General features: G+C 71.0%; 10 protein-coding genes and 3 pseudogenes. 6 read left to right on the top strand and 7 right to left on the bottom strand.

The window, feature by feature from the left end:
- Together G6026_RS00520 and G6026_RS00515 are read right to left on the bottom strand one after the other, a co-directional pair.
- Positions 1-711: pseudogene (locus tag G6026_RS00520) on the bottom strand (histidine kinase); the annotation flags it as partial.
- A gap of 68 nt (positions 712-779) precedes the next feature.
- On the bottom strand, positions 780-2,228 hold the full coding sequence (locus tag G6026_RS00515) for an ATP-binding protein (RefSeq protein WP_309230203.1): 1,449 nt from the start codon (positions 2,226-2,228) through the stop codon (positions 780-782).
- Positions 2,229-2,291: 63 nt separating this feature from the next.
- Between G6026_RS00515 and G6026_RS17035 the strand changes: the two genes are divergently transcribed.
- From G6026_RS17035 to G6026_RS00505, 3 genes are all read left to right on the top strand, one after another.
- Entirely contained in the window at positions 2,292-2,444 is a 153-nt protein-coding gene (locus G6026_RS17035; RefSeq protein WP_241725971.1) for a hypothetical protein, read from the top strand.
- A gap of 1 nt (position 2,445) precedes the next feature.
- Entirely contained in the window at positions 2,446-2,934 is a 489-nt protein-coding gene (locus G6026_RS00510; protein ID WP_231750389.1) for a hotdog fold thioesterase, read from the top strand.
- A gap of 65 nt (positions 2,935-2,999) precedes the next feature.
- On the top strand, positions 3,000-3,566 hold the full coding sequence (locus G6026_RS00505; RefSeq protein WP_107757607.1) for an NAD(P)H-dependent oxidoreductase: 567 nt from the start codon (positions 3,000-3,002) through the stop codon (positions 3,564-3,566).
- An 86-nt stretch (positions 3,567-3,652) separates the two neighbouring features.
- On the opposite strand, the gene tpx is transcribed toward G6026_RS00505, so the two are convergent.
- A complete protein-coding gene (gene tpx, locus G6026_RS00500; protein WP_107757606.1) occupies positions 3,653-4,150 on the bottom strand; it encodes a thiol peroxidase in 498 nt (165 codons plus the stop codon).
- Positions 4,151-4,159: 9 nt separating this feature from the next.
- Positions 4,160-4,834 (bottom strand): DNA-3-methyladenine glycosylase, encoded by a 675-nt coding sequence (locus G6026_RS00495; RefSeq protein WP_182611929.1) that lies wholly within the window; start codon positions 4,832-4,834, stop codon positions 4,160-4,162.
- A gap of 122 nt (positions 4,835-4,956) precedes the next feature.
- On the opposite strand from G6026_RS00495, the gene G6026_RS00490 reads away from it, so the two are divergent.
- Positions 4,957-5,595 (top strand): YdcF family protein, encoded by a 639-nt coding sequence (locus tag G6026_RS00490; RefSeq protein ID WP_182611928.1) that lies wholly within the window; start codon positions 4,957-4,959, stop codon positions 5,593-5,595.
- 81 nt (positions 5,596-5,676) lie between these two features.
- Positions 5,677-6,690 (top strand): pirin family protein, encoded by a 1,014-nt coding sequence (locus G6026_RS00485; RefSeq protein WP_107757604.1) that lies wholly within the window; start codon positions 5,677-5,679, stop codon positions 6,688-6,690.
- Positions 6,691-6,708: 18 nt separating this feature from the next.
- On the opposite strand, the gene G6026_RS17845 is transcribed toward G6026_RS00485, so the two are convergent.
- The 3 genes and pseudogenes from G6026_RS17845 to G6026_RS00475 all read right to left on the bottom strand — a co-directional run bounded on the left by G6026_RS17845 (position 6,709) and on the right by G6026_RS00475 (position 8,983).
- Positions 6,709-7,260: an isochorismatase family cysteine hydrolase gene (locus G6026_RS17845; RefSeq protein WP_309230204.1), complete on the bottom strand. Its 552-nt coding sequence runs from the start codon at positions 7,258-7,260 to the stop codon at positions 6,709-6,711.
- Between the two features lie 48 nt (positions 7,261-7,308).
- A pseudogene (nadE, locus tag G6026_RS17840) lies at positions 7,309-8,127 on the bottom strand (ammonia-dependent NAD(+) synthetase); the annotation flags it as partial.
- Positions 8,128-8,179: 52 nt separating this feature from the next.
- A complete protein-coding gene (locus tag G6026_RS00475; protein ID WP_182611926.1) occupies positions 8,180-8,983 on the bottom strand; it encodes an alpha/beta fold hydrolase in 804 nt (267 codons plus the stop codon).
- Between the two features lie 45 nt (positions 8,984-9,028).
- On the opposite strand from G6026_RS00475, the pseudogene G6026_RS00470 reads away from it, so the two are divergent.
- Positions 9,029-9,669: pseudogene (locus G6026_RS00470) on the top strand (peptide synthetase); the annotation flags it as partial.

The following is a 9,669-nucleotide window of genomic DNA, read 5'->3' as shown; positions in this document are numbered from 1 at the left end:
GGCGATGCGCAGGCGCTCCTCGACGACGGCGCGGTCGCGCAGGGCCTCGGCCTGCTCCTCGATGGTCTCGGCCTGGTCGGCCAGGGCGTGGCGGCGGCGGGCACCTCGCCAGGAGGCGATTCCGAGGGCGGCCGCGCCGCCGAAGTAGACGATGTTGATGAGCGCGGTGTAGACGAGATAGGCGGGCACCGGAGGGACGAGGCCCGACGAGCGGTCGGCGTCGTCGAGCGAGTCGAGGATCTGCTGCATCCCCGAACCCAGCGCGAGGTACCAGGTCATCCACACCACCAGAGCGGCGGCGATCGCCACCGCGACCCCCACCAGCGCCCTCCGGTCGCGGGCCCACGCCACCGCGGAGTAGACGGCGATGAAGTACAGCACCTGCTGCGAGACCTGCCCCATCACCAGGGGCATCACGCTGCCGATGATCAACAGGTGCGCGGTCGCCCCCAGGCCGGTGAGGAGGGGAAGGCGGCGCCGGAGGGCGAGCAGGGCCGCCGCGCTCGCCATGGCCGTGTACTGGGCCCAGAGCGGGGCGCTCTCCCCGCCCAACACGCCCATGCTCCGGAGGATCTCCAGACCCAGCGCCGAGCAGGCGAACATCGCCAGGGCGAGGGCCGCGTCGGCCCGGAGGTAGTTCTCCGGCAACGGTCGGGTCCACGCGTCCTCGGCGTCGAAGAGGTCGGAGAGGCGATTCCGGCGGGCCCACACGACAGACGAGCCTATCCGCTCGCGTCCTGGCCGGAGGTGCCGACCGCGGTGGCGTCCACCCGGAGCGCTCACGGCAGGTCGGGCGGCTCTCCGAGGGTCTCGACGGGCAGATCCACGACGAAACGCGCTCCGCCCGCGGGGGAGTCCTCGACCCGCACCGCGCCTCCGTGAGACCGGGTGATCTCGGCGACGATCGCCAGACCCAGACCGGATCCCCCCGTGCCCCGGGCGCGGTCGGCGTCCAGTCGGGCGAAGCGGTCGAACACCGTGGCCCGCTGGTCGGGCGGCACCCCTTCGCCGTCGTCGTCGACGGTGATCACGGCGCGGGGTCCCGCGGGGTCCGTGCGATCCACGGTGAGCCCGATCGTCACGGCCTCACGCGCGTGCCGTCGGGCGTTCTCGACCAGGTTGCGCACGACCCGCAGCAGGGCGTCGGGGTCGCCGACCAGACGGGCGGGTTCCACCGTTCCGGTGACCTCGAGTCCACCCAGACCGCGGAGCCGGGCCACCTCGGAGAGGACGATGTCGTCGAGGTCCACGTCCTCGCGTCGCAACGGCACACCACGCTCGTCGTTCTTCGCCAGCAGGAGCAGGTCCTCGACCATCGACCGCATCCGCTGGACCTCGGGCAGCAGGAGGTCGTCCACGGTCTCCACGTCGACCGGGGTGCCCGAGGTCGACGACAGTTCCAGCAGGGTCGACAGGGTGGACAGCGGGCTGCGTAGTTCGTGGGAGGCGTCGCCGACAAAGGCCACCTGCGCGGTCCGTGCGGCGTCCAGCCGCGCGAGCATCGCGTTCATCGTGCGGGCCAGGCGGGCGATCTCGTCCTCCGCCTCGGGCACCGGGACCCGCTCGCCACGCCCGGAGGCGGAGATCTCCGCGACCCGGGACCGGATCGACTCCACCGGCCGCAACACGCGCCCCATCGCGTAGTACACGAACACCGCTGTGGCGAGCCCGGCCACGGGAACGAAGGACAGGAAGAGTATCGCGCCCGCGGCGAGAACGGTGTCGTACCGGTCGGTGTCCGTACCCACCTCCACCGCGAACGTCACGCCACCGAGATCCACACCGACCGACGTCACCCGCAGGTCCGCTCCGCCGGGTGACTCGAGTTGGTGCCTGGCGATCTCGCCGGCCGCCGGGGCGGGGACGGGCGGCACGTCCTCGAGGCCGCGGGTGACCTGGGCGGCGAGCAGGCGGTCCCCGGGCCCGACGATCCTCACCAGATCGACGCCGGACAGTGGCTCGGCCACCAGATCGAGGGCTGCCCGGGGTCCGCGCTCGGAGAGAACCCCCGCCACGTCGACGGCCCGGGCCCGGTCCACGGTGTCGATCGCGTTGTGGGCGGCGGTGCGCAGCAACAGCCACGCGCCTCCGGCCGCGGCGGAGAGAACGAGGATGACGATGGCCGTGGCGATCACCGTGGTGGCCGTGCGGATGGGCCAGCGACGAGGCGTCGTGAGGACCTCGCCGGTCAGGGGGATCGTCCGTGGCGTGGCGGCTCGGGGGGACACCGCTCCATTGTGCGGCCATCCGAGACCCCGGGGCACGAGTGGAACACGTGTTAGCGTCCCCGGATGAGGGAGTCGACGCACAACGGCCCGGAACCCGGACTGGGGCTGACCTTCAGCGTGGACGGTGACGGCGCCGTGAGCTGGCACCAGCCGGTCGCCGACCAGTTCGTGGACCCCTTCGGGCGCTTCGCGACCCTGCCTCACCACTCGGGGTGATGTGGTCGACGACGACGGCGGGGTGATCGCCGCGGGTCTGGTGAAGTCGATGGAGATCTCGGGGGTCGTCGACCCGGACGGCTACGATTCCGAGCCACCGTGGCCCTCGGCGCTCGCGCCGGGAACACTGGCCGAGGTGTTGTGCCTGTCGTTGGACCACGGGCACGACGGGCAGGGCGGCACCCGGGCGGTGGAGGCCGTGATCGCGCCCGAGCCGGCGCTCGCCAACCCGCTGGGCAACCTGCACGGTGGGGTTTTCGCCGCCGCCGCGGAGATCGCCGGTGCCGCGGTGTTCCCACACGAGCGCGAGGTCAGCTCGTCCTCGCTCGACGTCAGGTACGTGCGTCAGATCCCCCTCGTCGGCCCGGTGACGGTGCGCGCCGAAGCCCTCCACGACGGCCGCAGCTGGGGGATAGCGCACGCGGTCACACGGGATGACCGGGGCCGGGTGTGTGCGGTGGCGTCGATCACTGTGTACGGCTCACGGTAGATTGGTGTCGTGTCACTCAAGTACGGTCAGGGTGTCCACCAGAACGACCGACGAAGGAGAAGACAGTGAAGATCGGCATCATCCTGGGCAGCATCCGCGACGATCGGGCCGGTGCGGCGGTGGCCGACTGGGTCACGGCGGAGGCCGCGACGCGGGAAGACGCGACCTACGACCTGGTCGACCTCAAATCCTTCGACGTCCCCCTGCTCACCTCGGCCACCGTGCCGGGTGCCGCCGACAAGCAGTACGACGACGAGCGGGTCACCCGGTGGAGCGAGGCGATCGATTCCTACGACGCCTTCGTCTTCGTGACCCCCGAGTACAACCACGGAGTGCCCGGCGGCCTGAAGAACGCCTACGACGTGCTCGGTGAGGAATGGGCGGACAAGCCGGTCGCCTTCGTCTCCTACGGCGCCGAGGGCGGAGTACGCGCCGTGGAGCAGTGGCGCCAGATCATCGCGAACTTCCGGATGTTCGGAGTCCGCCAGCAGGTCTCGCTGAGCTTGTTCACCGAGTTCGGAGACGAGGGTCTCCAGCCGAACGAGCGGCGCGCGGGGGAGCTGGCCACTCTCTTCGACCAGCTCGAGGACGCCACCCGCCGGTTCGCCCCGGTTCCCGCGGGAAGCGCCTGATCGCAGGGGTGCCCGGCTCGCGCCGGGTGAACGACCGCCGGCCCGCCTGTCTGGGAGAGGCGGGCCGGCGGTCGTGTCGAGGCGGGTCAGCCGAGCGCGGCCAGGGCGGAGTCGTAATCGGGCTCGGTGGTGATCTCGTCGACCAGCTGGGTGTAGACCACCGAGCCATCGGCGTCGAGCACCACGACCGACCGTGCGCACAGGCCGGCCAGGGGGCCGTCCGTCATCTTGACGCCGTACTCCGAGGCGAAATCGCTGCGGAAGGTGGACGCGGCGGACGCGTTCTCGATCCCCTCGTCGGCGGAGAACCGCTTGAGCGCGAACGGGAGGTCGGCCGAGACGTTGATGACCGCCGTGTTGTCCAGGCCCGTGGCCTTCTCGTTGAAGGTCCGGACCGACTGGGCGCAGACGCCCGTGTCGACGCTCGGGAAGATGTTGAGCACGACGCGCGTGCCCGCCAGTGACTCCGAGGTCACGGGAGCGAGGTCGGTGCCGACCAGGTCGAAGGCCGGAGCGGTGGTGCCGACGGCGGGGAGCTCGCCGGACGTGGTGACGGGGTTTCCCTTGAATGCGGTGGTTGCCATGCGTCCGTTCTACCCGACCGGGGGCGGGGGTGGCGCGGGCACCGCCTGACCGGTCTGGTCGACCGCCCGCCACAGATACCAGGACGCGACCGAACGGTACGGGGCCCAGGCCTCGGCGCGGCCGAGCATCTGGGCGGCGGTGGCCGGTCCGTCGAGCCCCGTGACCCGTTCGAATCCCCGGCGGATGCCGACATCGGCCACCGGGAACACGTCAGGTCTGTCCAGCAGGAAGATCAGCAGCATCTCCACGGTCCACCGGCCCACCCCGCGGACCGTGGTCAGGGAGTCGACCACCTCGTCGTCGTCGAACCCCTGCAGTTCCGTCAGAGTGGGGATCCGTCCGGTCCCCACCGCGTCGGCCAGGTCGCGGAGCGCGGCGATCTTGGGGCGGGAGACCCCGCACGCGCGGATCTCGTCGTCGGAGAGGGTGTTCAGGAGAACGGGTTCGAGGTGCCGGGGCCCGGCCGCCCGCTCGCGGAGACGGCCGGCGATCGTCGCGGCGGCCTTCACCGACAGTTGCTGGGAGAGGATCGAGGAGGCCAGTCGGTCGAACAGCGCGTGCGGACCGGAATCGGGGGCGGGCGTGAGGGTGCACGGACCGACGGACTCGATGTGACGACCGAGCTCGGGGTCCGCCCGGCAGAGGTACCGAACGGCGGCCGATTTGTCGTATCCTTCGAGCATGCCGAGCACGTTACCCGGCGGTTTTTCCACCATCGTGCCTCACAGGTAACAGCGGTACCGTGTCCGACGATAACTATCGAGTCACGAATTCTTCATATCGTTATCGGGGGAGGAACGCCATCGTGCGCAGGACACACACCCGTCTCGTCGCGGCCGCGTCCGCGGCGGCACTGACACTCACACTGGGCGCCGGAGTGGGGACCGCGTCCGCCGGCTCCGCGGAGATGCCGTCGGGCACGGCACTGTACAACGGGCTGACCATGGTGGGGTGCCAGCACGTCGACCCGTCGATGCTCCAGATGTGCGGCGGCCTGGACGTGCTCACGAGTGACGATCCGGCGGTGCTCACGATCAATCCGTTCACCACGGACATCGTGATCCTGGGCGCCGGACTGTGCCCCGACGGGGGCATCCGGCCGGTGCTCGAGGAGCGCCTGCGGACCGGTTTCCGGCTGGCCCGGCAGTATCCGACCGCCCGCGTCATCGTGACCGGGGGTGTCCCGCAGAACGGTCGCACGGAGGCCCGCGCGATGGGCGACTGGCTCCGCGGTGCGGGCATCGCGCCGTGGCGGATCACCGAGGAGGGCAACTCCAACTCGACGGTCCAGAACGCGCAGTTCACGGACCGGATCTTCCGCGAGCGCGGGACCACCGGTGCGGTCGTGGTCTCCACCGGCGACCACGTCCAGCGCGCCGTGCTCAACTTCCGGCAGGCGGTCGCCGGGCGGATCCCGGTGACCGGGGTCGTCGCCCGGGGCTGAGGCGCGGGCGGGAACAATTCAGCGCCCGCCGAAGTTGTATGACGCGACAGCAAATATCGTCCCGTCACACAGGAGAAGCCAGTGTCCGCCATCCGCCAGGTAGTCCCGCTCGGAGCGCAGTGGCCGGGCGTCGACCCGTTCCTGTTCGCCGTCCACCACCGCGACGAGTTCCCCCCGGCCGACGGCAGGACCATGCGTCCCGCGGCTTCGCTCGAGGGGCGGTCCATCGGGGGAGATTTCTCCGGGAAGGACGGGTGGTCGATGTACCACGGCTCCGAGGTCCCCGGTTTCCCCCAGCACCCGCACCGTGGATTCGAGACCGTGACGGTGGTCCTCGACGGCGTGGTGGACCACGCCGATTCGTTGGGCGCCGCCGCGCGATTCGGGCACGGCGACACCCAGTGGCTCACCGCGGGTGCCGGCATCTCGCACTCCGAGATGTTCCCCCTGCTGGATCCCGACGCTCCCAACACGATGGAGCTGTTCCAGATCTGGCTCAACCTGGCCCCCGAGGACAAGTCCGCGGAGCCGTACTTCGACATGTTCTGGTCGGAGGACACTCCCGTCGTCGTCCGTGGCGAGGAGGGATCCGCCGCCCGGTTCCGGGTGATCGCCGGCGAGATCGACGGGGTCCGGGCGCTCGACCCGCCACCGCACTCCTGGGCCGCGCGGCCGGACAGTCACCTCGCCATCTGGATCGTCACCCTCGACCCCGGTGTCAGTACCGAACTCCCGGCGTTCGACCCGTCCGCCACCCGGGTCCTCTACAACTACGGCGGCGACCTGACCGTCGACGCTCAGCGACTCGGTTATGACGCGGCAGTGCTCGCCCCTGAGGCCGTCACGGTGACCGCGGGTCCGGACGGTGCGGCGTTCCTCGTGCTGCAGGCCCGGCCTATCGGCGCGCCCGTCGTTCAACAGGGGCCGTTCGTCGGCACCACCCGCCAGGACATCGTCACCGCCATGGAGGAGTACCGCGCCGGCGTCTTCGGGGCCTGGCACCTGGATCGGAACGATCCCGTGCACGCGCACGAGGAGACCCGCTTCGCGAGGTACCCGGACGGCACCGAGAGGCGGCCGGTCGGCTCCCGGTGAGCCGGCCGGCCGCTCGGCTCACCCGGGCCAGTGGCCGGTGCGAAGCAACTCCAGGCTCTGCGAACGATCGAGCAGTGGTTGGCGCATCTGGTCCTGCAGAAATTCCAGTAGCGCCTCCGAGAGCGGGGAGTTGTCGGAGGAGATGGCTCCGCGAGCCACCGCCACGTGGAGGTTCTCGGCGAAGCCGTCGATGGCGGTCTGCGCCACGCAGCTGTGCGTCGACACCCCGCACACGAGCAGGTGGCCCGCGCCGAGTCGATCCAGTTGGGCCCTCAGATCGGTCCGGAAGAACGCGCTGTCCCTGGTCTTGACCACTTCCACGTGGTCCCCGGTGACGAGATCGTCGAGGAACCGCGCCTGATCGGTGCCGGGGAAGGCGAACCCCTGGTCGTCCTCGTGCATGTTGAGGGTCCAGGTGGAGCGGTCCTCTGCGTGCTCCGTCCGGACCAGGACCACCGGTCGTCCGGCGTCGTGCGCGGTGCGGATGAGCTCGTTCACCGCCCCGACCAACTCGTCCCGCACCTCGGCCAGTTCGGGGAACTCGAAGTACGAGTTCTGCATGTCGATCACCACGAGCGCCGTCTGACCGTGGGCCCGATCGCCGGCTCTTTCGTCCTGCCGCCACCAGGTGTCGGCGACCTCGACCGGGGTCGTGCGCTTGTGGCGGTTGGAGTGCCAGGTCGCCTCTATCGTCTCGGCGGCCCCCTCGGGGACTTCGCGCCCCTCGAGGTAGTCGTCGATGTGGTCGTAGGCGATTCCCAGTTCCTCCTCGTCGGTCTGGCCCTCGGCCTCGTCGAGGAGATCGGCGGTGGGCACCTTGTCCCACAGTTGCCGCGGCGCCTCCAGATGACGGAGCAGCGCCCGGACCTGGCGTTTGTTCAGGCCCGACAGGGGCAGGAGGTCGGCGGCGCCGTCGCCGAACTTGGTGAAGAACCCGGTGACGTTCTCGGCCGCGTGATCGGCACCGATCACCAGCAGGCCGCGGTCCCCTGCCACGGCGTACTGCGCGACCATCCGGTGGCGGGCCTTGGTGTTCCCCTTGGTGAAGTCCGTCAACTCCGTCCCGGTCGCCTGCCCGATCTCACCGTTGAGCCCGTCCACGCCCGGGGCGACGTTCACCGTGAGGGTCTCGTCGGCGCCCACGAACTCCACGGCCATCGCCGCGTCGTACTCATCGTGCTGCACGCGGTAGGGAAGGCGCAGGCCCACGAAGACCGCCTCGCCGCCGTCTGCGCGGATCCTCTCCACCGCCAGCTGTGCCAGGCGTCCGGCCAACGAGGAGTCCACGCCGCCCGAGATCCCGAGCACGAAGCCCTTCGCCCCGCTCGCGCTGAGGTAGTCGACCAGGAACCGCACCCGGCGTTCCACCTCGTCGGCGGGGTCGATCCGGGGACGGACGCCGAGGGCGTCGATGATCTGTCGTTGTGTCGCGTGCATGGGCCCAGTGTGCTGTCGATGCCCGCGGACCTGCCACCGGACGGTCGGGCGGTCAGTCCCCGGCCCGGTGCACGAGGTCGCCCACCACCCGGGGCCACCGCGCCACCTCGGACGGGGTCTGCGCAACCTCCAGGCGGGCGTCGGGGAGCAGGACCTGGAGTTCCTCGGCCACGGCGAGCGGATGCGAGGGGTCGTCCGGCCAGGCCAGGAGGAGCACCGGCACGTCGACCCCCGAGACCTCTGCGCGCGGTGGGAGATCGCTCAGGGCCGCGCCCCGGAATGCCGCGGGCAGATACTCGTCCGCCACGTCCGGGACGGTGAACGGGCGTCCGGGGTCGATCGCGGGAGAGGTGGGCGGCTGCCGGGTCTTCTCGGCCCACCGGGCCCCTCCCCAGCGTTCGACCTGGCGGGCCGCCAGATCGTAGAGGGCTGCCTGCTCGCGCCGCCACTCCCACGCGGTCGGCGGGATCCCGAGGGTGAGAGAGGCGAACCGGTCCGGCTCCGCAACGGCCGCGGTGATCAGGGTCGCCGCGCCCATCGACTGCCCCACCCCGTGCACCCGTCGGCCCGGGAAGAACTCGTCGAGCATGGTCAGGAGGTCGCGAGCCAAAGCCGGCCAGGTGTAGTCCGTGGGGTCCACGGACCCCGGTGACCCGCCGTGGCCCCGGGCGTCGTACCGCAGGACCCGCAGACCGTCCCGGCCCGCCGTGAGGTCCAACCCGAACACCTCGTCGCGTCGTCGGCTCGAGGACAGGCCGTGAAGTTGAACGACCGGGTGCCCGTCGCCTCTGAGGTCGTGGGCGAGGGCCGTCCCGCTATGGCCGGCCCGGGCAGGTGGCCGTCTCGTCGTCGTCACAATCCGCGCCTTTCCCCGTAACACGCCGCTCCTACCGTGCGGACCATGAGGCTCACCACCGTAACGCGGATGTCGCTCCCGTCCGGCGTCGTGCACCGGTTTGCGACACATGTCACCCCAGTTCAGGGCGAGGCCACGCCGCCGTCGTTCGACCAGGCGCGCCATGCTTCTCTGGGCCGTCGCTCCGGGTCGTGGATGGCGGTCGCGTTCGCCCTGCCGTTCCCCGCCGACCGCGAGATGGTGGCGCGGGCGTGGCTCGCGGTGGTTTCCCGGCACGGGACCCTGCAGACGGTTCTCGACGGTGATGCCGGGGGCGGCGAGGAGTTGCGGCTCCAGCCAGTCGCTGTGCGGCCCACCGGCTGGAGAGTGGAGGAGCCGGGGGACGGTGAGGACCCCCGAGCGGTGCTGCGCAGGGTCTTCGACCAGGCCTGTTGCCCGTTCGCGACGCCGTCGCACGCGCTGTGTCTCGTGGAACCCGAGGACCCGGACGAGCGCCCGGTGGTGGTGATCGGGCTGGACCACTCGCACGTGGACGCGTGGTCGCTGCTCGTGCTGCTGCGGGATTTCTGCTCCTGCCTGGACGATCTCGCGTGTGGCCTCGAGCCGGGGACCTGTCTGCCCCCGGCGGCCGCGTTCGCCGAGCACACCCGGGAGTTGGCGCAGCGTCCGCCCGCCCCGCCTCGGGA

The sequence above is a fragment of the Dietzia sp. DQ11-38-2 genome (assembly GCF_014145055.1).
Taxonomy (GTDB): domain Bacteria; phylum Actinomycetota; class Actinomycetes; order Mycobacteriales; family Mycobacteriaceae; genus Dietzia.
Note: the sequence above shows the minus strand (reverse complement) of the source record. Positions and strands in the feature narration are given on the sequence as shown.

Excerpts from the sequence above, each read along its gene's own strand:
- G6026_RS17035 (WP_241725971.1), top strand. The coding sequence starts at position 2,292 with ATGAGGGAGTCGACGCACAACGGCCCGGAACCCGGACTGGGGCTGACC.
- tpx (WP_107757606.1), bottom strand. The coding sequence starts at position 4,150 with ATGGCAACCACCGCATTCAAGGGAAACCCCGTCACCACGTCCGGCGAG.
- G6026_RS00495 (WP_182611929.1), bottom strand. The coding sequence starts at position 4,834 with ATGCTCGAAGGATACGACAAATCGGCCGCCGTTCGGTACCTCTGCCGG.